Source organism: Streptomyces sp. NPDC021115, assembly GCF_044333065.1.
Lineage (GTDB): Bacteria > Actinomycetota > Actinomycetes > Streptomycetales > Streptomycetaceae > Streptomyces.
Genome location: NZ_JBIRQF010000010.1, coordinates 172926 through 197699, shown reverse-complemented (window position 1 = coordinate 197699; position 24774 = coordinate 172926). Strand labels below are relative to the sequence as shown.

At 73.1% G+C, this 24774-nt stretch carries 22 protein-coding genes; 7 read left to right on the top strand and 15 right to left on the bottom strand.

Going from position 1 to position 24774, the window contains the following annotated elements:
- Positions 1-37: 37 nt before the first annotated feature.
- Complete coding sequence (locus tag ACH4TL_RS28455) at positions 38-499, bottom strand: Lrp/AsnC family transcriptional regulator (RefSeq protein WP_398320904.1); 462 nt, start codon at positions 497-499, stop codon at positions 38-40.
- A gap of 129 nt (positions 500-628) precedes the next feature.
- Here ACH4TL_RS28455 and ACH4TL_RS28450 point away from each other — a divergent pair, with 129 nt between their 5' ends.
- On the top strand, positions 629-862 hold the full coding sequence (locus tag ACH4TL_RS28450; RefSeq protein WP_398320907.1) for an ACT domain-containing protein: 234 nt from the start codon (positions 629-631) through the stop codon (positions 860-862).
- Between the two features lie 88 nt (positions 863-950).
- Here the strand turns inward: ACH4TL_RS28450 and ACH4TL_RS28445 are convergent, their stop codons facing one another.
- From ACH4TL_RS28445 to ACH4TL_RS28430, 4 genes are all read right to left on the bottom strand, one after another.
- Entirely contained in the window at positions 951-1511 is a 561-nt protein-coding gene (locus ACH4TL_RS28445; RefSeq protein WP_398320910.1) for a hypothetical protein, read from the bottom strand.
- A gap of 135 nt (positions 1512-1646) precedes the next feature.
- Complete coding sequence (locus tag ACH4TL_RS28440; protein WP_398320913.1) at positions 1647-2219, bottom strand: DoxX family protein; 573 nt, start codon at positions 2217-2219, stop codon at positions 1647-1649.
- 93 nt (positions 2220-2312) lie between these two features.
- The gene (locus tag ACH4TL_RS28435; RefSeq protein ID WP_398320916.1) at positions 2313-3650 is read right to left on the bottom strand and encodes an MFS transporter; all 1338 of its coding nucleotides are present in this window, start codon (positions 3648-3650) and stop codon (positions 2313-2315) included.
- A 128-nt stretch (positions 3651-3778) separates the two neighbouring features.
- The gene (locus ACH4TL_RS28430) at positions 3779-4288 is read right to left on the bottom strand and encodes a metallophosphoesterase family protein (protein ID WP_398320919.1); all 510 of its coding nucleotides are present in this window, start codon (positions 4286-4288) and stop codon (positions 3779-3781) included.
- A 63-nt stretch (positions 4289-4351) separates the two neighbouring features.
- Between ACH4TL_RS28430 and ACH4TL_RS28425 the strand changes: the two genes are divergently transcribed.
- Both ACH4TL_RS28425 and ACH4TL_RS28420 read left to right on the top strand, forming a co-directional pair.
- Positions 4352-4819: a DUF1348 family protein gene (locus ACH4TL_RS28425; RefSeq protein WP_398425363.1), complete on the top strand. Its 468-nt coding sequence runs from the start codon at positions 4352-4354 to the stop codon at positions 4817-4819.
- A gap of 43 nt (positions 4820-4862) precedes the next feature.
- Positions 4863-5399 carry a tyrosine-type recombinase/integrase gene (locus ACH4TL_RS28420; RefSeq protein WP_398320925.1) on the top strand — a complete coding sequence of 179 codons (537 nt, stop codon included), beginning with the start codon at positions 4863-4865 and terminating at the stop codon, positions 5397-5399.
- Between the two features lie 42 nt (positions 5400-5441).
- On the opposite strand, the gene ACH4TL_RS28415 is transcribed toward ACH4TL_RS28420, so the two are convergent.
- The 6 genes from ACH4TL_RS28415 to manD form a co-directional block, all read right to left on the bottom strand.
- Complete coding sequence (locus ACH4TL_RS28415) at positions 5442-8954, bottom strand: phosphodiester glycosidase family protein (RefSeq protein ID WP_398320928.1); 3513 nt, start codon at positions 8952-8954, stop codon at positions 5442-5444.
- Between the two features lie 150 nt (positions 8955-9104).
- Positions 9105-9512 carry a YchJ family protein gene (locus tag ACH4TL_RS28410; RefSeq protein ID WP_398320931.1) on the bottom strand — a complete coding sequence of 136 codons (408 nt, stop codon included), beginning with the start codon at positions 9510-9512 and terminating at the stop codon, positions 9105-9107.
- A 71-nt stretch (positions 9513-9583) separates the two neighbouring features.
- Positions 9584-10591: an NAD(P)-dependent alcohol dehydrogenase gene (locus tag ACH4TL_RS28405; protein ID WP_398320934.1), complete on the bottom strand. Its 1008-nt coding sequence runs from the start codon at positions 10589-10591 to the stop codon at positions 9584-9586.
- Between the two features lie 49 nt (positions 10592-10640).
- The gene (locus ACH4TL_RS28400; protein WP_398320937.1) at positions 10641-12035 is read right to left on the bottom strand and encodes an MFS transporter; all 1395 of its coding nucleotides are present in this window, start codon (positions 12033-12035) and stop codon (positions 10641-10643) included.
- Between the two features lie 33 nt (positions 12036-12068).
- Positions 12069-13496, bottom strand: coding sequence for a mannitol dehydrogenase family protein (locus ACH4TL_RS28395; RefSeq protein WP_398320940.1), 1428 nt, complete (start codon positions 13494-13496; stop codon positions 12069-12071).
- Positions 13493-14710: a D-mannonate dehydratase ManD gene (gene manD, locus ACH4TL_RS28390; RefSeq protein WP_398320943.1), complete on the bottom strand. Its 1218-nt coding sequence runs from the start codon at positions 14708-14710 to the stop codon at positions 13493-13495. Before manD ends, ACH4TL_RS28395 begins: the two co-directional genes overlap by 4 nt.
- Before the next feature lie 106 nt (positions 14711-14816).
- On the opposite strand from manD, the gene ACH4TL_RS28385 reads away from it, so the two are divergent.
- Positions 14817-15572 (top strand): GntR family transcriptional regulator, encoded by a 756-nt coding sequence (locus tag ACH4TL_RS28385; RefSeq protein ID WP_398320946.1) that lies wholly within the window; start codon positions 14817-14819, stop codon positions 15570-15572.
- 53 nt (positions 15573-15625) lie between these two features.
- On the opposite strand, the gene ACH4TL_RS28380 is transcribed toward ACH4TL_RS28385, so the two are convergent.
- The 3 genes from ACH4TL_RS28380 to ACH4TL_RS28370 form a co-directional block, all read right to left on the bottom strand.
- Entirely contained in the window at positions 15626-18187 is a 2562-nt protein-coding gene (locus ACH4TL_RS28380) for an alpha-L-arabinofuranosidase C-terminal domain-containing protein (protein WP_398320949.1), read from the bottom strand.
- A gap of 101 nt (positions 18188-18288) precedes the next feature.
- Positions 18289-18885: a DUF4291 domain-containing protein gene (locus tag ACH4TL_RS28375; protein WP_398320952.1), complete on the bottom strand. Its 597-nt coding sequence runs from the start codon at positions 18883-18885 to the stop codon at positions 18289-18291.
- A gap of 44 nt (positions 18886-18929) precedes the next feature.
- Positions 18930-19772, bottom strand: coding sequence for a helix-turn-helix transcriptional regulator (locus tag ACH4TL_RS28370; protein WP_398320955.1), 843 nt, complete (start codon positions 19770-19772; stop codon positions 18930-18932).
- Between the two features lie 133 nt (positions 19773-19905).
- On the opposite strand from ACH4TL_RS28370, the gene ACH4TL_RS28365 reads away from it, so the two are divergent.
- From ACH4TL_RS28365 to ACH4TL_RS28355, 3 genes are read left to right on the top strand one after another with little or no spacing between them, the layout of a single operon-like run.
- A complete protein-coding gene (locus ACH4TL_RS28365; protein WP_398320958.1) occupies positions 19906-20670 on the top strand; it encodes an SDR family NAD(P)-dependent oxidoreductase in 765 nt (254 codons plus the stop codon).
- A 20-nt stretch (positions 20671-20690) separates the two neighbouring features.
- Entirely contained in the window at positions 20691-21641 is a 951-nt protein-coding gene (locus ACH4TL_RS28360; protein ID WP_398320961.1) for an alpha/beta fold hydrolase, read from the top strand.
- Positions 21638-22327, top strand: coding sequence for a DUF429 domain-containing protein (locus ACH4TL_RS28355; protein ID WP_398320964.1), 690 nt, complete (start codon positions 21638-21640; stop codon positions 22325-22327). Before ACH4TL_RS28360 ends, ACH4TL_RS28355 begins: the two co-directional genes overlap by 4 nt.
- A 130-nt stretch (positions 22328-22457) precedes the next feature.
- Here the strand turns inward: ACH4TL_RS28355 and ACH4TL_RS28350 are convergent, their stop codons facing one another.
- Entirely contained in the window at positions 22458-23645 is a 1188-nt protein-coding gene (locus ACH4TL_RS28350; RefSeq protein ID WP_398320968.1) for a transglycosylase family protein, read from the bottom strand.
- Positions 23646-24774 lie beyond the last annotated feature (1129 nt).

Here is a 24774-nt window from a genome sequence, read left to right as displayed (position 1 = left end):
GTCCCCGCCCCCGCCCCGCCCGTGCCCTGAACCCCCCTCAGGGCACGGGCGTTCCGCGCTGCCAGGAGTCGATGACGATCAGCGTCTTCGTCTGGAGCACCCCGACCCCCTTGCGCCGCAGACGATTGACCACCTTCTGGAGTTCGTCGACGCTGTCCACGCGCAATCGGACGAGCGCGTCCACATCGCCGGTGAGCGTCAGCACCTCGTCGACCTCCGGCAGCGTGGAAGCGAACTCCACGATGTCGTGGATATCCGTGTCACCCGTGAAACGCAGCTCGGTGACCGCCTGAAGACCCTGCCCGAGCTTCGCCTGATCCGTCGTGATGGTGTAGCCGGTGATGACCCCCGACTCCTCCAGGCGTGCGATGCGCCGCCGGACCGGAGCCGGGGAGAGCTGCACCAGCCGTGCGATGTCGCGAACGGTGCGCCGCCCGTCGGCCCGCAGCAATTCCAGGATGTGCAGATCGACCGAGTCGAGATGTACGGGTGCCGACATGCCGCAAGTGTAAGCAGCGCTTCCCGCAATGCTCACTTTCGTAGGGCAACGACTTTTCACAAGAAGCGTGTCGCGCCTCGCCCGCGCACTTTTCTTGTGCACGGACCCGGCCCTTGAAAACGTGTCCTCATGCCAGCAACGACACACCTGCTGCGACTCGATGTCGTCGCCATGCCCTTGGCCGTCGCCCGGGTCGCCACGATCTTGGCCCATCGTCAGTTCGACGTGCTCACCATGGACGTCGCCGCGCCCGTCGACGGGCTGCGGAGGATCACCATCGAGGTGGACGCCGCCGACGAGATCCGGGTGCGACAGCTCGTCCAGTTCCTGAACCGGTCGCTCGACGTGGTCAAGGTCGCCTGACCAGCTCGCCCGTGCCGCTGCCGTACGCGTGAGGGTGCCGTCCGCGCCGGACGGCACCCTCACGCGTACGGCCACTACGCCGTGGTGCTCATCTCGGCATCTCGGTGGCCGTGCCGTTCAGCGACCCCGGGCCGTGGGCGGTCCCGTTCACCGGGCCGGTGGCCCGGGCGGGGCGTTCCAGGATGCCGCGGTCGGAGGGCGGCGTGTCGGCGGCGGTGGCGCCGGGCGGCGGTCCCGAGGTCTCGGTGCCGCTGTGGGAGCCGCCCTGAGTGCCGCCGCTGTGCGCGGTCCCGTTGTGGCCGCCGTGGCTGCCGTTGGCGGAGGCGGCGGAACCGTTGATCTTGTCGATCGCCTGCCGGGCCTGTTCGCCGGGGGAGCGGGTCGTGGGCTGTGCCGAGGGGGACGGCGTGGGCGCGGGCTGGTTCCGCTCCAGCTGGGGCGGCTTGGCGTGGGCGGCGCTCATGGCCTGGGTGCGCAGCCGGTGGCTGACCGCCTCGTCCAGGCTCACCGGCCGGTGCATCTGGGCGGCCAGCCGCCCGGCCTCCTGACCCAGCGCGGAGACCACGTCCCAGGGCAGATGGAGCACCAGACGGACTTCGGCATCCCCGTCCGGGAGGGCTTGGATGGGAGGAGTGAACCGTTCACTCATGTGCTGGTCCTCCGTATGGGTTCTTCGGTCCGCGCCCCGCCTGCCAGGGCGCATACAGAGCCATACGGAGAACCGCCGCGCCCCGTTCACCGGAAACCCGGACGGGATCAGGGCGCGCCCGAGCAGGGCGCCGCGTCAGGTGCGCAGCAGGATCGTGACCGTCGCCAGGATCGCCGCGAGGACGAGCGCCGCCACACCGTAGCCGATCCGCTGCGACCGCAGCCCCGGAATGAGCGCGTCGATCGCGATACGGCCCGATCCGCTGAGCGCGAGTCCGGCCGCGCAGACGCCGATGAGCAGCGGGAGCTCGAAGCCGCCGAACAGGCCGAGGTGCCAGGTGGCCGCGACGGCGTTGGCCATGCAGCCCGCCACGGCGGCCCCGGCGAGCGGCGTGATCAGTCCCACGGCCAGCGCCAGCCCGCCCACGGTCTCGGTGAGCCCCGCGATGATGGCCATCGCCCGGGGCGCGGGGTACCCCAAATGGCCGAAATCCAGTCCGGTCCGGTGGATCCCCGGCCCGCCCCACCAGCCGAGCAGATGCTGCGCCCCGTGCCCGGCGACGAGCAGCCCCACCCCGAGCCGCATCACCAGCAGGCCGACGTCATGGGCGAGCAGCACGCCGGGCGCGCTCCTGGGGGACGGGGAGGCGTGGGCGGGCGTGCCCATCGGAGGAGTGTTCGCATCGCCGTAGTCGTCGTAGTACGCCATGGCGCCCTCGTCGGGTCGGGGTTCGGTGCGGCCACCGAGCCGGATAAGGGATAGGTGCCTTATGTTCAACTTTGTCGCAACCGGGCCACGGGTTCAATCCGTGGGCTCGCCGGAGGGCCGCAGCCCCCGCCGCGCCCCGGCGGCGAGCGGTAGCGCGGCAGCCAGGCAGACCGCGCCGGCCGAGGTCAGGGACGTCCCGGAGGCCGGAGCGCACAGGGTCACCGCCAGGCCCGCCGCGGTCGTGATGACCGTCTTGGTCACACCCGAAGCCTCGCCCGCCCGCTCCCGGCCCGCGGCGGCCTGGGTGGCGATGAGGGTGAGGGCGCCGGCGACCCCGAGCGCCGCCCCGCAGCCCGTGGCCACCAGGACATAGCCCGGCAGCGAGGTCGCCAGCGGCGCAGCGCACAGCCCCGCCCCGGCCAGCCCCAGACACCCCGCCATCGTCCCGGCCGCCCGCGCCGGGGCGACCCGCCCGGCCAGCGGCCCGGCCAGGGACATGGCCGCGGCGGGGGCGAGGAAGGCCGCCCCGGCGGCCGCCGGCGACAGCCGCCACGGCCCCTGGAGCGACAGCGGCACCACGAAGAGGAAGACCACGGTCGCGGCATTGGCCACCGCACCGGCGGCGGTGAGCGCCACGAAGGGCCGGTTGCGCAGCAGCGCGGGACTCACCAGGGGATGCGGCGCCGCCCGTTCGCGCCGTACGAGGACCACGCACCCGGCGGCGGCCAGGGCCAGGGCGGCGGCCGTACGCCCCGACGCCCAGCCCCACACCGGCCCGCGGTCGACGCACATCGCGAACGCGGCCACCGCCGCGGTCGCCGCGACCAGGGCCCTCCCGTCCACCGGGCGCGACGCGCTTCCGCCCCCGGGCTCCGCCGCGCGTGCCGCGCACAGGGCCGCGAGCCCGGCGACCGGCACATTCAGCCAGAACACCGCACGCCACGACGCGGCCTCGGTCAGCACCCCGCCCGCGAACGGCCCGCAGGTCGTCGCGACGCCCCCGACGCCCATCGCCCACCCCAGGGCCCGCCCGCGCAGCGCGGGCGGGTAGAGGTGCGTCAGCAGGGCCAGCCCCACCGGCATGGCCAGTGCGCCGCCCGCCCCCTGGACGACCCTGGCGCCCACCAGCACCGGCAGCGAGGGGCTGAGCGCGCACACCAGCGACGCGCCCCCGAACACCGCGAGCCCCGCCGTCAGCAGCGCCCGCCGCCCGATCACGTCGCCCAGCCGCCCGGCGCCCAGCATCAGCGAGGCCGCCGCCAGCAGATAGCCGCTGACCACCCAGGACAGCCCGGCGCCGGCTCCGAGGTCGCGGCCGATCCGGGGCAGCGCCGGATTCAGCGCGAAGGCGTCCAGCTGGACGCAGAACATTCCCAGCGACACGGCGGCCAGCGCCGCGCGCCGCCGGGGAGCAGCGCTCCGTACCGTCATCACACACTCCTCATCAGCACCACGGAGGGGGACGGGGCGGGGCTGATGAGAGAGATGAAGAGAACTCGACGCGAGGCGAGAGGAACGGGCGGACGAGGTCACACCCGGGGAAGCGGGGCGGGAGACTTTCAGCGGCGGCGGGGCGGCAGCCGGTGCAGCTCCACGGCGGTCAGCCGCCGGTCCTCGACCGCGGCCGTCATCAACGTACAGTACGGCTGACGGCGCCGGTCGGTGGGGGAGCCGGGGTTGAGCAGCCGGAGCCGCCCGTCGGCCGAGGTGGAGTCCCACGGGATGTGGCTGTGACCAAATACCAGCACGTCCAGATCGGGGAACCGCTCCGCGCAGCGCCGCTCACGACCCTGCGCCGCGCCCGTCTCGTGCACCACCCCGAAGCGCAGCCCGCCCAGCTCCGCGTATGCCACCTCCGGCAGCCGCGACCGCAGTTCGGGTCCGTCGTTGTTGCCGTACACGCCGATCAGCCGGTGGGAGCGGGCCTCCAGCAGATCGAGGGTGGCGGTGTCGACCCAGTCGCCCGCGTGGATCACCACATCGGCGCGCGCCACTTGGTCCAGCACCTCCCGCGGCAGCTCCTTGGCCCGTCGTGGGAGATGGGTGTCCGAGATCAGCAGAAGACGCACGCGCCGACCGTACCGTGTGAACCGTCATCCATGGATCACCGCACAGTTCGTCGAGGAGAGAATGTGACCGAGCGCCCGCCGCTTCCGCCGTTCACCCGGGAGACCGCGATCCAGAAGGTCCGTCAGGCGGAGGACGCCTGGAATACCCGTGACCCCGAAAAGGTGGCCCTCGCCTACTCCGTCGACTCGCGCTGGCGCAATCGCACGGAATTCCCGCACGGCCGTCCGGAAATCGTGGACTTTCTGACCCGGAAGTGGGCGAAAGAGCTGGAATACCGTCTCATCAAGGAGTTGTGGGCCTGCGAGGGCAATCGCATCGCGGTGCGTTTCGCCTATGAATGCCATGACGCGTCCGGAAACTGGTTCCGCTCCTTCGGCAATGAGAACTGGCAGTTCGGCGCCGACGGTCTCATGATGCAGCGTCATGCCTCCATCAATGATCTGCCCATCACGGAGGCGGACCGTAAATTCCACTGGCCGCTCGGCCGCCGCCCGGACGACCACCCGGGCCTGAGCGATCTGGGGTTGTGACCCGCCCACCGGCATAAATAATGTGCCAAGCGGAGGTGGCAGCGTGACGGCTGAGAAGGAGCGGTATCCGCGTCCGGTGGTGTCGGCCGCGGAGGCGGAGTGGATCTGGCGGCTGCTGTCGGTGCAGGCCCTGGAGAACGGCACGAAGCCGGAGACGGTACGGCTCGCGGTGATCGTGGGGCTGGCCCGGGCCAGCGGCGCCCGCTACGGCGGTCTGCTGCGCTGCACCATGGCGTCGCTGGACCTGGAGGCGGGATGGGTGACCATCGAGCACGGCAAGCACCGGGTCCCGCGTCGGCACGGCCTGGACGCCGGAACGATCCTGGTCCTGCGCCGCTGGCTGCTGGTGCGCAAGGAGCTGTGCGCCGAACTGGAGGGCTCCATCCCGGACGCGCTGCTGCTCACGGTCCACCACACCCATGACAACGGGGTGACCGTCGCGGCCGGGCTGCCCATCACCCGGCAGGGTCTTGTGCTCTCGTGGCGCCGCTTCGTCCACCGTACGAACGCCCGCTACGCCGCGCGCCGCCCGCCGCTGCCCACCCGCTTCGAACAGGTCCGCCGGGTCTGGGACGCCTGACGCCGGTGGGAGCGGGAGCCCCGCACCCACCGGCCGCCACCCCTAGGCGGCGTTCGCCGCCGCGCGTGCCGTGACGGAGAAGCGCGCCTGCGCCGTCGCGCCGTTCACGGTGACCGCGAGGGTCGCCGTGCCCGGGCGCAGCGCGGTCAGCTTCCCGGTCGCCGGGTCGAACGCGGCCACATGGCGGCCCGGATGCCGGGCGCGGGCCACATCGCCGATGAACACGTTCGGCGAGCCGGTCCAGTCCGCGCTGAGCGGCCAGCCGACCGGCACCGTGCGGGCACCGGACCCCTCGCCCTGGAGCACCGCCGCCGTGACGTCCGCGTCCTGCCCGGTGCGCAGCTCGTCCGGCGCGGTGACCGTCAGCCCGTCCACATGGGCCCGGGTCTGCACCGACACCCAGTCGGGCCCGCCGGTCCACGGCGCGCGGCGCGCCGCCGCCCGCTGCCCCGGCGAGACATGGTCGACGCCCACCATCGACCAGCCGGTGAAGCCGCCCCGGCCGGGCGGGGTGGCGGGGTTCTTGCCCGCGTTGCCGTTGATCAGATACGGGACGCCGTCCACCCGCGAGGCGTGGAAGGTGCCCACATGACTGCCGATGAACGCGGCGCCCTTGCCCGTCGTGCGGCGGAAGTCGGCCAGCCAGTTCTCCAGCAGCGCGGCCTCCTTGCGGTCGCTCAGCTGGCTGCCCTGCTGCGGGGTGGGGTCGCGCGGCGGGACGTGCTCGATCACCATCACCGAGCCGACGGCCCGGTCGTCGGCGGCCGCGTCCAGCTGCTTCCGCAACTCCTTGATCTGGTCGAAGCCACCGGCGCGCAGTCCCAGACGTGAGGTGTCGAGGGTGAGGAAGCGGGTGCCCCGGTGGTCGAACGTGCGGTGCGCGGGGCCGAATTCGGCCGTGAAGTTCTCGATCGAGCCGCCCATCACCTCGTGGTTGCCCGGCACGTACGTCCACGGCAGGTCGTCGCCCAGCTCCTCCGTCAGCACCCGGCGGGCGAAGGCGAGATCGGCGGGCGATCCCTCGTCGACCAGGTCGCCGTTGACGACCAGGAAGTCGGGCTTCGCCGCCTTGATCTCCCGCAGGGTGCGGCGGGCCTGGGCCACGAGCGGGCTGTCCGGGGCGCGCGCCACGAACTGGGCGTCCGACATCACCGCGAACCGCCAGTCCCGGCCTTCGGTGCGCGCGGCCGTGGAGATGAGCGGGTCGGGGGTCGCGTCCTCCTTCGGCAGGTCGACGGCGGGCGGGACCTGCGCGGTGAGGTCGTCCAGGGTGACACCGCCGGTGTACTGGCGTGCGGCGGCGGTCTCGGCGAGATAGAAGCGGCTCACCTTCAGCGGATACGCGATCCCGGCCGGGACCGTGAAGTCGACATGTCGCCAACCGGTCCAGGTGATGTAGGGGCCGCGCAGCAACTGGTCCGAGCCCGCGGCGTCCTTGAGGTGGAGGGTCGGCCACGCCCCCTTGCCGTCGCCCTTGATCCACAGCCCGAACGACTGCGGCTGGCCGTCCACCGCGATCGGCTCCGGCGGGGTGACATAGGCGGCGCGGGTGGCGGTGGACTGGCTGAAGTCATACGTCAGCTCGAGACCGGTGCCGCTGCGGCCGTCGGGCGTGGCCCGCGCCGAACCCGAGGCGCGGGCCTGGCTGAACGTCCACCGCCCGGCGTCGTCGAAGGACGCCTCCGGCTGGTCGGTCAGGCCCACGGTGACGGCGAGTACGGTGACGGCGCCGCCGACCGCGACCTTGACCTGCCCCGCGGCCCGGTCGCCACGGGCCTTGACGGTGAAGTTCCCCGTCGCCGGATCCGGGGCGATGTCGAACAGCGCGTGGTCGTAGGTGAGCCGGACATCGGACGGCTCGATGGGCGCGCTGGTGCCGTGCGCGTCCAACCCGACCACCCCGAAGCGGCCGGTGGCCCCGGCGTCGGCGAGCCCGAGCAGCCGGGTGGTGGGCTGAATCCGGTTCAAATCGTCCAGCACGCTCAGCCCGATCGAGCCGTGGGCGGCGCCGCGCCGCGCGACGACCGTCGTGTCGCCGCCGTGGCGCGCGGTGAACGTGCCGTCGGCGCCGACCCGTCCGACCCGGGGGTCGGCCGACTGCCAGTGCGGCGTGCCCTCGGCCGGGCCGTACGTCTCGTCGTACCCCGCGGCGGTGAGACGGCGGGTCAGACCCGGGAACACCCGCTCCGGATGGCCGCCCCGGACGGGATCGGCGGTGGGCGCGTCGGCCGCGCCGGTCGCCGTCTCCACCCAGTAGCCCCGGAGCCGTCCGCTGCCGTCGGGGGCGGTGAAGGCGAGCCCGTTGGGCACGGGGCGCTCGCTGCCGTCGGACGGGCTGTTCTCCACCCGGCCCGTGTCGCTGCCGGGTTCGCGGGCGAGCAGCGTGGACGAGCCGCCGCCGTCGAGGTTGAGCGCGCTGTAGGACCCCGCGTCCTTCATCATCCGGCCCAGCTGGGTGAGGGTGACCCCGCCGCTGTCCGCCTGCCGCCCGTCCACGGTGAGGATCTGCATCGTGCGGCCGTCCCGGGAGAAGCCGACGGCCGTGCGCGGCGCGGGGGTGTTGTTGCCCTCGCCGTCGTGGCCGACCGGTTCGCCGTCCACGACGAGGAGTTCACGGCCGCTGACCGCCGTACGAGGGGTGTCGCCGCTGTCGGTACGGGGCCGGTACTCCCACGACACCGCGTCACCGACCGCCAGCCCGCGGAGGGCGTCCGCCCCGGCGTCGCGGCCGACCAGCACGGTGGCGCCCTCGGGAATCGCGCCCTTGCCGGGCGCTCCGGCCGCCGTGGTGACCTTGCCGTCCACGACCGTGACCTCGGCGGTGCGCCGAGCCCCGTCCACGGTCTGCGCCCGGTCCGCCTCGCCCCACTGGGCGTTGTACGCGCCGATGCCGCCCCCCGGGACGTCGGAGGCGTTGACCGCCGCGAGCGGACGCGGGCCGTCCGGGAGGGTCAGGGTGCCCTCGAAATACAGCTGGAGGATGCGCCCCGCGGCGGCCGGGCCGATGCCGACCGCGTTGCCGGAGCCGGACTTGGAGGAGTTGACCATCCGGCCGTCGCCGATACCGGTGCCCTCGGGGGCACCGGTCTGGTTGATGTCGAAGAAGTCGCCGTTGATCGCGGCGACCGTGCGGCGCCCCGGCCCGGCGTCGTGCTCCCGGGCGAGCTGGGAGACGGGCTCGCGCCGGGCGACCTTGTCCGTGTGCAGATAGTCGACCTTCGCGGAGCCGGTGAGGTCGACCGACAGCGCGTCGGCCCGCAGCCACTTGTCCGACTCCAGCCGGTCGTACGAGGTCAGCTTCACGCCCGGGGCCACCGGGCGCTCCGAGCGGGCGGTGCGGATTCCGTCGTCCTCGGTGACGGACCGGGTGCCGGACGCGGGGCCGACGGCGGCCGGCGGGGCGATCGGCCGCAGCATCTCCGACGAGGAGCGCGGGAGGGGTTCGGGGGCGGGGGCGGGGGTGCCGTCGGCGGCGGCCTGGCCTCCGGCACCCAGGACGAGGGCGCAGACGGCGGCCAGCGCCGCCACGGGTCTGGTGAACGCGACACGGGACATGGCAGCTCCATGGGGCCATGGGAGGCGCGTGGTTCCCACGCACAGCGCCCCAGCATCGCCATGGAGATGACGGCGCGCCAGAAGGCGTGGGCGACATCATGGAGAACAATCACCGCTCGGCGGTGCCGAGGGGCCCGGGTGGGGGCGCGTTCAGGGCAGGGACACGCCGTCCACGTACACCCACGCGCCCCCTTCTCGGGTGAAGCGGCTGTTCTCGTGCTGCTCGCCCGCGTGCCCGCCGTCCACGTAATGCGCGCGGAACTCCACCGTGCCCGACGAGTGGAACGCGCTGCCGTCCGTCGTGCCGAGGATCTCCAGCCGCACCCACCGCGGCCCCGGGCCGAGTTCGAGCCGGGGCGGCCGGGTCGTCGAGTGCCAGCTGCGGAGCAGATACCCCTCGTCCCCGACCGCGAAGGCGCTGTACCGGGACCGCATCAGCTGCTCGGCCGTGGCCGCCGTGGCCTCCCCACGGTGGAGGCGGCCGCAGCAGTCGGCGTACGGCGCGGGCAGTCCGCAGGGGCAGGTCACGGGGGTGGTACGGCGCGTGCGCTTGGACATGGGTCCATTGTGACGTCCGTTGCCGCGTCTCCCGCGACGGCCTCTGCGGCGCTCTCCGCGACGGCCCCTGCTCAGGGCTCGATGACGACCTTCAGCTGCCGGGCGTCGGTGAGTGCCGTGTGCAGCGCCTCGGCCGTGCGCTCCAGCGGGAACCGGGCCGTCACCAGGGACTCCAGGTCGACCCGTCCGGCCGCGGCCAGGGCCACCGCGGCAGGGAACTCCCCGGCGTAGCGGAACGCGGTGACCAGGGTCAGCTCCTGCCGCTGCATCCAGGCCAGCGGCAGCGCGGTGAGCGGCCGCACCGGGTTGCCGACGGCGACGGCCGTACCGCCCGGGCGCAGCGCCCGCACGGCGCCGACGAGGGCGGTCTCGATGCCGGAGCAGTCGAGGGCGACGTCGAACACCTGCTCCCGCGGCAGCGGTTCGTGGGCGGTGTCCCGTACCCGGTCGGCCCCCAGGCGGCTGGCGTGGGCGAGCCGTCCCGGGTTGACATCGGTGACCACGGCCTCGCCCGCCCCCACCGCGCGGGCCGCCTGGAGGACGAGCAGGCCGATCGGCCCGGCGCCGGTGATCAGGACCCGGTCCCCGACGGCGACGCCTCCGCGGCGCACCGCGTGCAGGGCGACCGCGAGGGGTTCGATCAGGGCTCCGGCGGTGAGCGGGAGGTCGTCGGGGAGCGGATGCGCGAACTCCGAGGGCACCGCCAGCTGACCGATGAGCGCGCCGTCGGTGGGCGGGGAGCCGAAGCAGTGGCCGTCGTGGCACTGGTTGTAGCGCCCGCCGCGGCAGGCGGCGCAGCGTCCGCAGGGGACGGCGGGCTCGATCGCGACCCGGGAGCCGACGGGGTGGGTGCCGTCGCCCGCCACGACCGTTCCGGCCGCCTCGTGGCCCAGTGCGGTGGGGGAGCGGAGCACATTGGGGCCGTTCTCGCCGTGGGCGTAGTAGTGCAGGTCGGAGCCGCACAGCCCCACGGCGCCGATGTCCACCAGGATCTCTCCCGGGGCCGGTTCGGGGATCGGGCGCCGCTCGATGCGCACATCCTTCGGGCCGTGCAGGACGGCGGCGGTGGCGTCGTTCATCGAAGGTGGTTCTCCTGGTGCGTGATGTGCGTGCGGGGATGAAGGGGGCTCAGGCGGCGGAGATCCGCAGGGGTTCCACGCGCTTGATGACCAGCCCGTAGGTGAGCGCGCCGACCACGCACAGCGCACCGGACAGCATCAGCGGTGCGACGAAGGAGTGGTTGAAGAAGCCCAGCAGCAGCCCGGTGGTGGTCGAGCCGAGCACACCGGCCAGGTTGGACGCGAAGTTCTGGATGCCGCCGAGCGAGGCCACATGGCGCGGGGTGGGCGCGACGTCGGCGGGCAGGCTGGCCACGGACGCGGCGGAGAAGGCGAGGCTCGCGTAGCTGACGGACAGCAGCGTCAGGGCCCACATGGCGCTGGGGACGAGCACGGCGAAGGCGATGACCGAGGAGAACAGCATCCCGCACACCAGGCAGGTCTTACGGGCCCGGGTCACCGACCAGCCGCGGCGCAGCAGGGTGTCGCTGGTCCAGCCGCCGAGCAGGCTGCCGCCGATGGCGACGAGGCCGGGCAGGGCGCCGTAGAAGCCGAGCTTCAGCAGGTCGAAGCCGCGGGCGTCGACGAGGTAGCTGGGGAACCAGGTGATGAAGAAGTAGATGACGTAGTTGAGGCAGAAGAAGCCGATCATCATGCCCCAGACCGTGCGGTACCGGAACAGGTCCCGCCAGCGCACCGCGGGCCCTTCCGGCGCCGTCTCCTCGGTGCCCTCGGCGGCGGAGTCCTCGCCCGGGGTCTCCTCCAGCCGGGCGCCGCCCGCCGTGACGTACGCGCGCTCCTCGGCGCTGATCCCCCCGGCCGCGGACGGCTCGCGGTACGCCTTCAGCCACAGCGCGACCCACAGCAGGGCGACCCCGCCGGTCACCCAGAACGCCATCCGCCAGCCCTGCCAGGCGATCAGCGCGGTGACCACCGGGGCGGCGACCGCGGTACCGGCCCGGGCGCCGTTGTCCCAGACGCTGTTGGCCAGCGCGCGTTCGCGGACCGGGAACCAGCGGGAGACGGACTTGGCGCACGAGGGGTACGCCGGGGCCTCGCCCGCGCCCAGCGCCAGCCGGGCGACCAGCAGGCTGCCGATGCCCCGGACGAAGCCGGTGGCGACGGTGACCACCGACCAGATCAGCCCGCCCAGCGCGAACATCTTCTTCTCGCCGTACCGGTCGATCAGCGCCCCGGCGGGCAGCTGGCCCAGCGCGTAGGTCACGAAGAACATGCTGAGGATGACGCCCTGCCATTCGGGGCCGATGTGCAGGTCATCGGTCATATAGGGCAGGGAGATGGAGATGGTGGCACGGTCGACGTAGTTGACGGTCATGCCGAGGAAGCAGAGGAAGGCCATCAGCCAGCGGGTGTTGTGCCGCAGCCCGCGCGGGCGCGGTGGCGCGGCGGTGGCCTCGTCCTGAGGTGGGGTGCCGGTCGCGGGGACGACTCTGGGGGTCTTCAAGGCGGCTCTCCTTTGAAGGGGTGGTGCGTGTGGTCAGCGCGGCCGGGCGGCGGAGGGCAGCTCCGCCGCCACGGAGGCGACCAGGGCGGTGTCGTCCGCGAGGTCGTCGGCGCCCAGCAGGCTCAGCAGGCGGCGCAGGGCGTCGCGCGCGGGCCGGGCGTCCCAGGCCCGGCGCAGCGCTTCGGCCTCGGGGTCGTCCAGGGGGTGGTCGCGGGTGACGCGGGCCCAGGCGGCGAGGGCCGCCACCAGTTCGGGGGTGTCCCGCCCGGCGGCGCGCAACTCGCGCAGCGGGGCCAGCCACCGTTCGGGGATCTTCAGCGATCCGTCCATGGCGATCTGCCGGATCCGGTGGTGCATGGCGGGGTTGGCGAAGCGGACGACGAGGCTGTCGATGTACCCGGGCAGGTCCAGGCCCTCGGCGGGCGGCAGGCTCTGCGCGGCCTCCGCGCAGTAGGCGCGCACCGCCGCCTCGCCCCAGGGGGTGGCGAGGACGTCGGCCACGGTCTCGCAGCCCTCGGCGAGGCCGCGGTAGGCGAGGAGCGAATGCGCGCCGTTGAGCAGCCGGAGCTTGGCGGACTGGTACGGGGCCACATCGGCGACGAACCGGGCGCCCGCCTCCTCCCAGCGCGGGCGGTCGGCGGCGAAGATGTCCTGGAGCACCCACTGGGTGAACGGTTCGCCGGTCACCGCGCCCTCGTCGGCCACGCCGAGCGCACGGGCCGCGGTCTCGCGGTCGGCGTCGGTGGTGGCGGGCACGATGCGGTCGACGACGGTGGCGGGGAAGGCCACCGAACCGGTCAGCCAGTCGAGGAGGCGGTCGCGCTCGTCCCAGCCGCTCGCCGCCACGAAGTCCCGTACCAGGCGCCGCAGGACCGCGCCGTTGGCCGCCATGTTGTCGCAGGACACCACCGACAGCGGCGCGCCGCCCGCCCGCAGCCGGGCGCGCAGCCCGGCGGCGAGCTGACCGACGACGGTCGCGGGGGCTGCGGAGCCCGCCAGGTCGGCGCGTACGAGGGGGTCCTCCAGTGCCAGGCCGCCCCCGGCCGGGTCGCGCCGGTAGCCCTTCTCGGTCACGGTGAGCGTCACCACGGTGACGTCCTCCGAGGCCAGCAGCCCGGTCAGCCGGGCGGCGTCGTCGGCGGCGTGCAGCACCTCGGTCACCGAGCCGACCACCCGGGTGACCGGGCCCTCGGGCCGCCGCTCGGTGAACGAGTACAGCCCGTCCTGGGGGCGCAGCGCGTCCACCACCGCCCGGCTGCGCTGGGTGACCCCGGCGATGCCCCATCCGCCGCCGTGCGCCGCCTCGGCGGCCTGCGTGGCCAGCGCCTGGTGGGCGCGGTGGAAGGCGCCGATCCCCAGGTGCACGATCCGGGGGCGCAGCGCGCGCGGGCCGACCGGCGGGCGCAGGCCCTCCGGTACGGCGGACAGGGTGGCCAGGGACAGCCGCTGTGCGGTGCTCACCAGTCGTGCACCGACCCGTCGGTACGGCGGCTCACCGGCAGGTACTTCGGGTCGTACGGGAAGCGGGCGGCCGCCTCCTCGTCCAGCTCGATGCCGAGCCCTGCCGCCTCCGAGGGGTGCAGCGCGCCGTCGCGCAGCTCGTACGTCGGCCGGAACACCTCATGGGTGAGCGGATCGTGCGCCATGTACTCCTGGATGCCGAAGTTGGGCACGGTGACGTCCAGATGGACGGCGGCGGACATGCTCACCGGCGACAGGTCGGTGGCGCCGTGCGAACCGGTGCGCACCTGGTACAGCTCGGCGAGATGGAAGATCCGCCGCAGGTGGGTGATGCCTCCGGCGTGCACGACCGAGGCGCGGATGTAGTCGATGAGCCGCTCGGTGATGAGCTGCTCGCAGTCCCAGATGGAGTTGAAGACCTCGCCGACCGCGATCGGGGTGGTGGTGGACTGGCGGATCTGGCGGAAGGAGTCCTGGAGCTCGGCGGGGGTGGGATCCTCCATCCAGAACAGCCGCAGATCCTCCACGCTGCGGCCGAGCCGCCCCGCCTCGGTGGGGCTGAGCCGGTGGTGGACGTCGTGCAGCAGGTGGAAGTCGAAGCCGAACCGCTCGCGGACCGCCTCCAGATAGCGCGGCGCGAAGTCCAGATACGCCTCGGTCGACCACGGCTGCTCCTCGGGGAGGGCGCCGGTGGCGGGCTCGTAGACGGTGGCGACCGTGCCGTGGCGGATGCCGTACGTGCCGGGCGAGCCGGGGACGGCGGCCTGGGCGCGGATCGCGCGGTAGCCCATCTCCTGGAACTGGGCGACGTCGTCGAGCAGTTCGGGGATGTCGCCGCCGCTGGCGTGGCCGTAGACCATGGCCCCCTCGCGGGCCTTGCCGCCCAGCAGGTCGTACACCGGCATCCCGGCGACCTTGCCCTTGATGTCCCACAGCGCGGTGTCGACCGCCGAGATCGCGGTCATGGTCACCGGGCCGCGGCGCCAGTACGCCCCCTTGTAGAGGTACTGCCACGTGTCCTCGATGCGGGCGGGGTCGCGGCCGATCAGCAGCGGGACGAGGTGGTCCTCCAGATAGGAGGCCACGGCCAGCTCGCGCCCGTTCAGCGTGGCGTCGCCGAGTCCGGTCACACCGTCGGACGTGGTCACCTTCAGGGTCACGAAATTGCGACCGGGAGAGGTGACGATGACCGTCGCCTCCGTGATCGTGGCCATGCGTATCTGCTCCTCACTGCACCGGCTCCGGGGTGGAGCCCGGGCTGCTGGTCGGCTACCATACAAGTACGTCAGCGAGATCGGTCAAGAGTTCGGAAGGGGTCGGATGGCATCGGCTGAGGGACTGCACGCGGCACGCTCCCGGGGGCGCAACACCCGGCAGCTCGTCCATGAGGTGCTGCGCTCACGCATCGTCGGCCTGGAGCTGGCCCCCGGCTCTGCCGTGTCGGAGAACGACCTGGCGGCCGAGCTGGGCGTCAGCCGCACCCCTGTCCGCGAGAGCCTGATCCTGCTCGCCGACGAGGGTCTTGTGGACATCTACCCGCAGATGGGGACGTTCGTTTCGCGCATCCGCGAGCGCGATGTGGCCTCCGCCCAGTTCATCCGGGAGGCGCTGGAGTGCGCGGCGCTGCGCGACGCCGTCGGCAAGGCCACGGCGCGCGATGTGGCCGAGCTGCGGGTGCTGCTGATCGCCCAGGAGGAGGCCGACGCGCAGTCCGACATGGCGGGCTTCTTCCAGCTGGACGAGCAGTTCCACGCCCGGCTGATGGCGGTGAGCGGACACGGCTCGGCATGGCCCGTGGTCAGCCAGGCCAAGGCCCAGCTGGACCGGGCCCGCAGGCTCTCGCTGCCCATGACCCAGCAGATGTCGCTGCTGATCGGCCAGCACCGCGAGGTGGTCGACCTGCTGGAGGAGGGCGATCTGGATCGGGCGGACGAGGCGCTGCGCTCCCATCTGCGGCTGGTCTTCAGCGATGTGGAGAAGATCCGGACGAAGCATCCGGAGCTGTTCAGCGACCAGGACGCCCCGCTCAAGCCGCGCCGCGAGAGCGCCCGGCGCGCCGCCGCCGGCGAGGACTGACGCGAAGAGGGGCGGGACCGCTGCCGGCCCCGCCCCTTCCGTGCTGCCGTGTGTCAGCGCTTGGTCTTGATCCGCAGGAACGTGACCGAGTCCGCCGGGAAGGTGTACGTGAAGGTGTTCGCCACCCCGTCGAGCCTGGACCGGACCGGCTCGACCGGCTGCTCGGATGCGGTGTTGACCGCGTCCGGCGCGCCCTGGAGCGTGGTCACCTTAGCCGTCCGCGCCACCTTGGCCCCGCCCAGGTCGATACGGGTACGGGCGGCCGTGCTCTGCGCGTTGACGACCTTGACGATCAGCTCACCGGTGGCCTTGTCCCGCGTCACCACCTGGCGGAACGGCTCGGCCACCTTGTCGTCGGTGAAGCTGCCCCACTTCTTGCCGTCCAGGTACAGCGTCACCTGGCGGCCGCGCACCTCGACGCGCGCGTCGTAGGTACGCCCCGTCTCGATCTTCGTGCCGTCCTCGGCCATCGTCTGCTTGGCGCCGCCCACCGCCTTCTCCACGGCGGAGCGGGTGTTGCCCCAGCCGCCGAGGTTCCACCAGTAGTAGTTGCCGGTGTCCTTGACGCCGAACGCGATGAGGAAGCCCTCCTTGCCGGACTTCTTCGTCGCCTTCACCCGCAGGTCGTAGTCGCGCCACCCCTTGTCGCCTGCCGTGACCATGGTGTTCTCGGCGGCGGCGTCGGACTGGACGTACGCGCCGTCCCTGACCGCCCACGAACCGGTGCCGGTGGCCTTGGTCCACTTCGCGTCATCGCCCGAGAAGTCGTCGCTGAGCAGCGTCGACCCGTCCGCGGCGGTCACCTTGACGTCGTCGTACGCCGCGCTGGTGGCCCACGTCGACAGGCCGACGGCGCCGCTGATCGGCTCGCTGGGGGCGGGGGTGGCGGACGCCTTGCTCGGCACGACCTGGTCCCCGACGTTGTTCATGAACAGCTTCTGCGTCTCGTAGCTGGTCGAGCCCCAGGAGGCGGAGTTGTCGAACCAGATCATGTCCGGCCGCCACTGCACCGCGTTCTCGTTCGCCAGCAGCGGCGCGTACGAGGCCAGCTTGACCACGTCCGCGTTGCGCTCCAGGCCCGTCATGTACGCCGCTTCGGTGAGCGAGTTGTACCACTTGTTGTCCTGGGAGGCGTACTCGCCGAGGAACACCTTCGGGCCCGAGCGGTCGTAAGCGTCGTAGCGCTGGTTGTTCTCCAGGAACCACTGCGGGCTGTTGTAGTAGTGCTCGTCGACCATGTCCACGCCCGCCGCCCGGTTCAGGTCCCAGGCGCGGTCGAAGGTCTGCCCGCTGTCGTCGGGGCCGGAGTTGCTGATCACCGTGATGTCGGGGTACTTGGCCTCGATGGCCTTGCGGAACTCGGTGAACCGGGCGAAGAACTCGTCCGGCAGGTTCTCCTCGTTCCCGACCTCCAGATGGGTCAGGCCGAACGGCTTCGGATGGCCCATCCGCGCCCGCTTCTTGCCCCATGTCGAGGTCACCGGACCGTTGGCGAACTCGATGAGGTCCAGGGTGTCCTGGATGTGGCGCTTCAGCAGCGCCGGGTCGTCGGTGGCCTTGTTCTGGCCGCAGCCGGTGACCAGCGCGGGCACCACGGGCAGCGCCGTCGCGCCGATGTCCTCGGCGAACTGGAAGTACTCGTAGTAGCCGATGCCGTAGGACTGGTTGTAGCCCCAGAAGTTGGCGTTGACGGCGCGGCTCTCGACCGGGCCGACGGTGTCCTTCCACTGGTAGGACCGCTTGCGCGGCCAGTTGGGCGCCTCGTACGCCTCATGGCTGCCGGTGTTCACCAGACAGCCGCCGGGGAAGCGCAGGAAGCCCGGCTTCAGCGCGGCGATCTTCTCCGCGAGGTCCTTGCGCAGGCCGTTCGGGCGGTGCTTGTAGGTGTCGCGGGGGAAGAGCGAGACCATATCGAGCCGCAGAGTGCCGCCGCCGCCCGCGGCGACCGTGAGCCGTCCGGCGGCGCTGGAGGCGGTGGCGGTGAGGGTGCCGGTGTACTTGGTCCAGCGGTCGCCGCGCACGGTGGTGCGCAGCGGTCGCGCGAGCGCGTCGCTGCCGGAGCCGTCGCCGAGGCCGATGGTCAGCGGCGTACCTGAGCGCTGGTCGGTGCGTGCCCACACCGAGAAGTCGTAGCGTTCGCCCGCCTTGACGGCCATCCCGGTGGTGTAACCGGAGTTGGTCACCCCGTACCGGGCCGCCGATCCGCCGGTGCCGTCGAGCGTCAGCCGCAGATAGCGCCGGTTGCGCTCGTTCAGCCGCCCGTCGTCGTCCACGACCGCGGCCTTGCCGGTGGCGCCGCCGGTCGCGGCCTCGGTCCACGCGGTCATGGGGGTGTACGAGGAGTGGTCGGCGGGGTCGTACTCGAAGGACCGGTTCTGGACCAGCTCGGCGTACAGACCGCCGTCGGCCGCGCGGTTGATGTCCTCGTAGAACACCCCGTACATCGAGTCGTCGATCGCCGGGCCCTTGGCGGACGGGTCGACGGACAGCGTGTAGTCGGTGGTGTCCGCCGCCGTGTGCGCGGGAGCGCCGGTGGCGGCCGTGGGGACGGCGGTGACGGTACCGGCGAGCAGGGCGCCGATGGTGAGGCCGAGTCTCCAGCGTGTGCGGGGCATGCGTCTCCCGTTCCGAATCTTGTCGTTCGAAATCCCGTACGTCGCTCAGAACTTCGAACGAAAGATATGGGGGAGGACAGGGCGCGTCAACGCCCCGGGAGCTACGCGACCCGAAGGTGGGAGAGGAGATCGTCGCCCGCCGGGTAGGGGCGCTCCTCGGGCAGGCGCTCGGCCGCCTCGTCGAGGCTGCCCGCCCGGACCAGGGCATGGATCTCGCGGGCCAGCGGCGTGACATCGGTGAGGGACACCGTCCACTCGTCCGCGTACCGGCGGGCCGCCTCGCCCGCGAGGCCCAGCTGGAGGGAGCGATGGGGGAGCGGCCGCAAATGGAGGTCGCGCTCCGGGTCCCACTGGACGCGGGTGGGCGAGCGGTGCAGCTGGCGCTTCCAGGCCGCCTGGTCGGGGTGGAGGCCGCGTACGTAATGGGAGAGGCAGGCGTTGCGCAGCGCCCACGTGAAGCCCTCATGGGTGATCTCGACGGCCAGGACGGTTTCCTGGCCCTCCTTCAGACCCCAGCCGCAGCGGTACATCATCCACAGGAACGACGGTTTGATCCAGGTCATCCGGTCCCGCTTCCAGGCGGAAGGGAACCGGCCGTCGCGGGCCGCGGGCAGGCCGATGTGCGGGCCGTACGCCTGGTAGACGGTGACCGTGGTGGGGGTGTGCAGTGCGCGGATCTGGTGGGACGGGTGTTCCATGGCCGACAAGCGTGCCGGGCAGGACGGCACCCGGCCACCGAATTTCAGCGGGGGCCGGACGCCGTCCGGCGCCGGGTGGCGCCGAGGGTGCCGAGCAGGGAGAGCGCCTCCGCGCTGGGACTGCCGGGCTCCGCGTGGTAGATGACGAGTTGCTGGCCGGGCGCGTCGCGGACGTCGAACGCCTGGTAGGTGAGGGTGAGCGGGCCGACGTCCGGGTGGCTGAGCTGTTTGGCGTCCCGGGTCTTGCCGCGCACGGTGTGGGCCCGCCACAGGGCGGAGAACGTGGCGCTCCGCTCGGTCAGGGTGCCGATGAGCGCCCGCAGCCGGGGGTTGTCCGGATCGAGGCCGGTCGCCTCGCGCAGATTGGCCACCGTGGCCTGGGCGGCCCAGTCCCACTGGGCGAAGAAGTCGCGGCCCGACGGGTCGAGGAAGACCATGCGGGCGAGGTTGTCCGCGGGGTCGAAGGGCGAGTACAGGGCGTCGGCCAGCGCGTTGCTGGCCAGGAGGTCCAGCGCGGGGCCGAGGACGAAGGCCGGGGTGTGGGCGTAACCGTCCATCAGCTGGCGCAGCGCCGGACTCACCACGTCCCGCCGCGCGGCCGGGCGGTCGTTCGGCGCGATCCCGGCCAGCCGGTGGAGGTGGGCGCGGGCGTCGGTGTCGAGGTGCAGGGCGCGGCCGAGGGCGTCGAGGACCTGGGCCGACGGATGGCGCTCACGGCCCTGTTCGAGACGGGCGTAGTAGTCGGCGTTCACCCCGGCCAGCACGGCGACCTCCTCGCGCCGCAGCCCGGCCACCCGGCGGAGGCCGTAGCTCGCCATCCCCACGTCTTCGGGCCGCACCCCGGCGCGCCGCACGCGCAGGAAGTCTCCCAGCTCGTTGTCGGACATGCGCCCAGGCTAGGCGGGTCCCGGGGGAAGGGCCTGGGTGTGCCGCACCCAGGCAGCGAACGTCCTGGTCGCGGCCCCGGCGGGGCGCCCAGACTCGGCGGCGGACAGCGAGCCGCTCTCAGGGAGATCGAGCATGACGAAGGACACGGGCCGCCTCGAAGGCAAGGTCGCACTGATCACCGGCGCCACGGGCGGAATCGGCGCCGCCACCGCCGAACTGTTCGCCCGCGAAGGCGCCCGCCTGGTCCTCACCGATGTGGCCCGGGCACCCCTTACCGCACTGGCCCGGCGCATCGAGGAGACCGGCGCTGAGGTGGTGACCGCACCGCTGGACGTCTCCTCCGCCCGGGAATGGGACGCGGCGATCGCCACCGTGCGCGAGCGGTTCGGCACCCTGCACGTGCTGGTCAACCTGGCGGGCATCGTGGACTGGCCGGGCATCGAGGACACCGAGGAAGACGCCTGGGACCGCGTCATCGACGTCAACCAGAAGGGCAGCTGGCTCGGGATGAAGGCCGCCATGCCGCTGCTCCGCGCCACCGGCAACGCGTCCGTGATCAACACCTCGTCCGTCCTCGGGCTCATCGGCAGCGGAGCGGCCGCCGCCTACCAAGCGTCCAAGGGGGCGGTACGGCTGCTGAGCAAGACCGCCGCCGTCGAATACGCCCGTCAGGGCGTGCGGGTCAACTCCCTCCACCCCGGGGTCATCGCCACGCCGATGATCCAGGACATCCTGGACGAGGAGGGCGACCAGCAGCCGGACATCGTACGCACGCCCATGCGCCGGGCGGGCCGCGCCGACGAGGTCGCCTCGGCCATGCTGTTCCTCGCCTGCGACGAGTCGTCGTATCTGACCGGCTCCGAACTGGTGGTCGACGGCGGGCTCACCGCCCACTGACCGTGTGTACGGTGAGGTCCATGCCCGACGCGACGGCCACCGTGCACCCCCGGGCGGCCGCCACCCCGGCCGGGCCCGCCCTGCCGCTGGTCCTCGCCCATGGCTGGCCGGACTCGTTCTGGCGCTTCACGAAGGTCGTCCCGCTCCTCACCGACCCCGGCGCCCACGGCGCCCACGGCGCCGACCCCGCCGACGCGTTCGACGTGGTGGTGCCCGACATGCCGGGCTACGGGTACTCCGACCGCCCCACCGGACCGCCGCTCGGCACCATCGCCGTCGCCGGTCTGTGGGCCGGGCTGATGGGCGTCCTCGGCTACGAGCGGTTCGGCGCGGCGGGCGGGGACATGGGCAGCCATGTGAGCCGCTTCCTCGCGCTCGACCACCCCGAGCGGGTCGTGGGCGTCCACCGCACGGACGCGGGCCTCCCCCGCTTCACCGGCGACCCGGCGGACCTCACCCCCGAGGAGCGCGCCCGGTTCGAGGGCGCCACGGCCTGGGGCGCGGCCGAGGGCGGCTACGCCGCCATGCACAGTACGAAGCCCCAGACCGCAGCCTTCGGGCTCACCGACTCGCCCGCCGGGCTCGCCGCGTGGATCGTGGAGAAGCTGCGGGCGTGGAGCGACTGCGACGGCGACATCGAACGGAGCTTCACCAAGGACGAGATCCTGACGAACGTCACGCTCTACTGGCTCACCGGGACGATCGGCTCCTCGATGCGCAGCTACCGCGCCAACGCCGCGATCCCGCCCGCGCAGTACGCCCGCCGGGTCGAGGTGCCGTCCGGGTTCTCGATCTTCCGCGGCGATGTCGTCCGCCCGCCGCGGGCGTGGCTCGACCGCACGGCGAACGTGACGCGCGTGACCGAGCCCCCGCGCGGCGGCCACTTCGCGCCGTTCGAGGAGCCCGAGCTGTACGCGGAGGAGCTGCGCGCGTTCTTCCCGCCCTACCGGGCGGCGGTGACGGGCCGATGACTTCCCCGTACCGCGTCGTGGGGGTGGACGCCTGCCGCTCCGGCTGGGTCGCGGTGATCCTGCGCGGCGGCGCGTTCGACAGTGCCGAGACGGCGGGCGGGCTGAGCGATCTCCTGGCCCGGGTGGGGGACGCGGACGTGGTCACGGTCGACATGCCGCTGGGCCTGCTGGAGTCCGGGCGGCGCCGCGCCGAGGAGCTGGCCGCCGAACGGCTGGGGCCGCACCGCTCGCGGGTCTTCCCGGTGCCGCCGCGGTCGGTCTGGGAACAGCCCGACTACGACACGGCGAACGCCCGCTGCCGAGAGCTGACCGGCGCCGGGCTCAGCCGCCAGTCGTGGGGGCTGGCGGCGAAGCTGCTTGAGGCCAACGCCTGCCGGGACGGCGGCGGCCACCGGCTCCACGAGGTCCATCCCGAGATCTCCTTCGCGGCCATGCGGGACGACACGCCGGTCGCCTGGAGCAAGAAGGGCTGGAACGGCCAGGCCGTACGCCGCCGTCTGCTCGAAGCCCAAGGCATCGTGCTGCCCGACGACCTCGGCCCGGCCGGGCGGGTGCCGTCCGACGACGTCCTCGACGCCGCCGCGGCGGCCTGGAGCGCGCACCGCATCGCGCTCGACACGGCCAAGAGCCTGCCCGATCCGCCGGAGGGCACCGACCCAAAGTTCCCGATCGCCATCTGGTACTGACCGCCGCAGCAGACGGCGGGAGGCCGCCCGAGCCGTGCCTCGGGCGGCCTCCCTTTCCCCCCACCCCCGGAAATGGTCCGAAGTGGCGCTCAGCCGGAGCCGCGCGCGTGCCGGGGACGGTCGGCGGGCGTCAGGCGCCGATGCCGTACGGGCGGAGATGGGCGTCCGGGTCGACGTCCGACCCGTAGCGCGGGGTGGTGCGCACCTCGAAGTGCAGATGCGGGCCGGTGGTGTTGCCGGTGTTGCCCGACCGGGCGATCCGGCGCCCGGTGTCGACGCTCTGGCCGGTGCGCACCGTCAGCGCCGACAGATGCGCGTACTGGGTGTACAGCCCGTCGGCGTGGCGGATGACCACCTGGTAGCCGAACGCACCCGCCCAGCCCGCGGCCACCACCGTGCCCGGCGCCACCGCGTGCACCGACGTCCCGACGGGCACCGCGTAGTCCACACCGGTGTGGTGGCCGCTCGCCCAGCGCGGGCCGCGCACCCCGTACGCCGCGGTGATCGGGCCGTTGACCGGCGCCGCGAGCCGATGCGCCGCGGACTGCCGGGCGGCGTGGCGGGGAGCGGCGGCCGTGTGCGCGGCGGCGGTCCGGTGGCGGGGTTGCCACTTGGCCGGGCGGACCGTGCCCGAGGGCAGGGTGAGCCGCTGTCCGGGGCGGATCAGATGCGGATTGACGCCGATGGTCCTGCGGTTGGCGTGGTACAGCGCCTTCCAGCCGCCGCTGATCGAGCTGCGGGTGGCGATGCGGGACAACGTGTCGCCGCGGCGCACCGCGTACGAACCGGATGCCGCCCCGGAACCGGACCCGGACCCGGCAGCGCGCCGGGGGCTGTGTTTACCCGATGGCTTGACCGTGCGCTTCGGGTGCTGCTTCGCGGGCGGCTTGGCGCTGCGCGCGGCGCCGCGGTCGGCCGCCTCGGCGGCGGCCGGGCCGGACCGGGACAGCCGGCCGCGCACGGAGCAGACCGGCCAGGCGCCCGGGCCCTGGGCGCGGAGCACCGCCTCGGCCACGGTGATCTGCTGGTTCTTGGTGGCGAGGTCGGCCCGCGAGGCGTACCGGGTGCCGCCGTACGCGGCCCAGGTGTGCTGCGAGAACTGGAGCCCGCCGTAGTAGCCGTTGCCCGTGTTGATGCGCCAGTTGCCGCCGCTCTCGCACGCGGCGACCTTGTTCCAGGTGTCGACCGGGGCCGCCTGCGCGGCGCCGGTGTTGAGGAACGGCAGGACGATGCCGACGCTGCCCGCGGTCAGGACCGCGCACAGCGGGGAGACCCGGCTGGGCGATGCGGGGCGGCGGTGACTTCCTCGTACGGCCATGAGGCTGGTTCCTCTCCACAACGGCTCTCGACGTCGCCCTCCGGAGGTCCCGGCGGGCTGTACGAGTACCGCAGCCGGGGACGGCCGGTCACAAGGCGCAGGGGTGGTCACGGGGCGCCGCGCGCTCCCGGAACCCGCCCCCTGATCGGGTGACGCTCCATCAGCTGTGCGAGGGAAGGCGCGTGGAGGGCCGGGGGGGCGCACGGACAGGTCCGGGGCTGACGGTACGGCCGGGGCGGCCGGGCCCGGGCTCACTCTCCGCCGCGTGCCGTGCGCGGACCGCGGCGGCGGAAAATCATTCTCAGGTAGGCCCGGTGGGAGGCCGCTTTTCCGGCGGATTGGTTTCCCGTTGGACCACTGGCAGATCATCTTCGCGGGACCGGCCGAATTCCGGGCCGGTCCGCGGGCGGTCCAATGCGGCGGAGTGCGGCCGCGGGCCGCGGCGGACTGATCTTGGGGAGCGCTATTGCGCCCGCCGCCCGGCCAAGATCGGCCCCTTGGCGGTGCGGGGCACCGGGCCGGGAAGAGGACGCACCGGTCCGGCCCCGCCGGGCCCGGCGAAAGCCGGGAAGCCGAAGAGGGGGCTCCGTCCGTATTGGCGCTCCCCTCTCCACCCGGCCTTCCGCTATTCCCCTTCTCCCGCGAACCCCGGCCCGGGACCCGGCCGTCACCGCGAGAGAAGGGGAGCGGCCGCGGGGGAGGGCCCGCCGGGGCCGGTCCCGGTCCCGACACCGGCCCGGGCGGCCGCCCCACGGCCCGCTCCGGCCCGCTCTGCCCGCGTCACCGCTGCCCGTCGGCGCGGGATACGGGACGCGGCGACCGAAGAACCCCGGCCACAACTCCCGCGTCCCCCGCCCGGCTTTGACCCGGCACCAAGGAGACGGGACGCCCGGACAACTCGAAGGCTGACGGGCGAACTTGACGTCCCGTTTGCCCAAACTCCCGCCGTCCATCGGCTCCTGGACCACCCGCGTACCGCGCCAGTTCTCCGAATATGCGGCGGCCCCCGCAGCGGCCGGGAACTGGCGGAGAATCACGCGGCCCCTGTATAGCGGGAAGCGTGCCGCCGCGCATATCATTGCCTCACATCGACTTCATCACGGTAGATCGCTCGCACGGGCGGTTCCGA

Excerpts from the sequence above, each read along its gene's own strand:
- ACH4TL_RS28455 (WP_398320904.1), bottom strand. The coding sequence starts at position 499 with ATGTCGGCACCCGTACATCTCGACTCGGTCGATCTGCACATCCTGGAA.
- ACH4TL_RS28450 (WP_398320907.1), top strand. The coding sequence starts at position 629 with ATGCCAGCAACGACACACCTGCTGCGACTCGATGTCGTCGCCATGCCC.
- ACH4TL_RS28445 (WP_398320910.1), bottom strand. The coding sequence starts at position 1,511 with ATGAGTGAACGGTTCACTCCTCCCATCCAAGCCCTCCCGGACGGGGAT.
- ACH4TL_RS28440 (WP_398320913.1), bottom strand. The coding sequence starts at position 2,219 with ATGGCGTACTACGACGACTACGGCGATGCGAACACTCCTCCGATGGGC.
- ACH4TL_RS28435 (WP_398320916.1), bottom strand. The coding sequence starts at position 3,650 with ATGACGGTACGGAGCGCTGCTCCCCGGCGGCGCGCGGCGCTGGCCGCC.
- ACH4TL_RS28415 (WP_398320928.1), bottom strand. The coding sequence starts at position 8,954 with ATGTCCCGTGTCGCGTTCACCAGACCCGTGGCGGCGCTGGCCGCCGTC.
- ACH4TL_RS28410 (WP_398320931.1), bottom strand. The coding sequence starts at position 9,512 with ATGTCCAAGCGCACGCGCCGTACCACCCCCGTGACCTGCCCCTGCGGA.
- ACH4TL_RS28405 (WP_398320934.1), bottom strand. The coding sequence starts at position 10,591 with ATGAACGACGCCACCGCCGCCGTCCTGCACGGCCCGAAGGATGTGCGC.
- manD (WP_398320943.1), bottom strand. The coding sequence starts at position 14,710 with ATGGCCACGATCACGGAGGCGACGGTCATCGTCACCTCTCCCGGTCGC.
- ACH4TL_RS28385 (WP_398320946.1), top strand. The coding sequence starts at position 14,817 with ATGGCATCGGCTGAGGGACTGCACGCGGCACGCTCCCGGGGGCGCAAC.
- ACH4TL_RS28380 (WP_398320949.1), bottom strand. The coding sequence starts at position 18,187 with ATGCCCCGCACACGCTGGAGACTCGGCCTCACCATCGGCGCCCTGCTC.
- ACH4TL_RS28375 (WP_398320952.1), bottom strand. The coding sequence starts at position 18,885 with ATGGAACACCCGTCCCACCAGATCCGCGCACTGCACACCCCCACCACG.
- ACH4TL_RS28370 (WP_398320955.1), bottom strand. The coding sequence starts at position 19,772 with ATGTCCGACAACGAGCTGGGAGACTTCCTGCGCGTGCGGCGCGCCGGG.
- ACH4TL_RS28365 (WP_398320958.1), top strand. The coding sequence starts at position 19,906 with ATGACGAAGGACACGGGCCGCCTCGAAGGCAAGGTCGCACTGATCACC.
- ACH4TL_RS28360 (WP_398320961.1), top strand. The coding sequence starts at position 20,691 with ATGCCCGACGCGACGGCCACCGTGCACCCCCGGGCGGCCGCCACCCCG.
- ACH4TL_RS28355 (WP_398320964.1), top strand. The coding sequence starts at position 21,638 with ATGACTTCCCCGTACCGCGTCGTGGGGGTGGACGCCTGCCGCTCCGGC.
- ACH4TL_RS28350 (WP_398320968.1), bottom strand. The coding sequence starts at position 23,645 with ATGGCCGTACGAGGAAGTCACCGCCGCCCCGCATCGCCCAGCCGGGTC.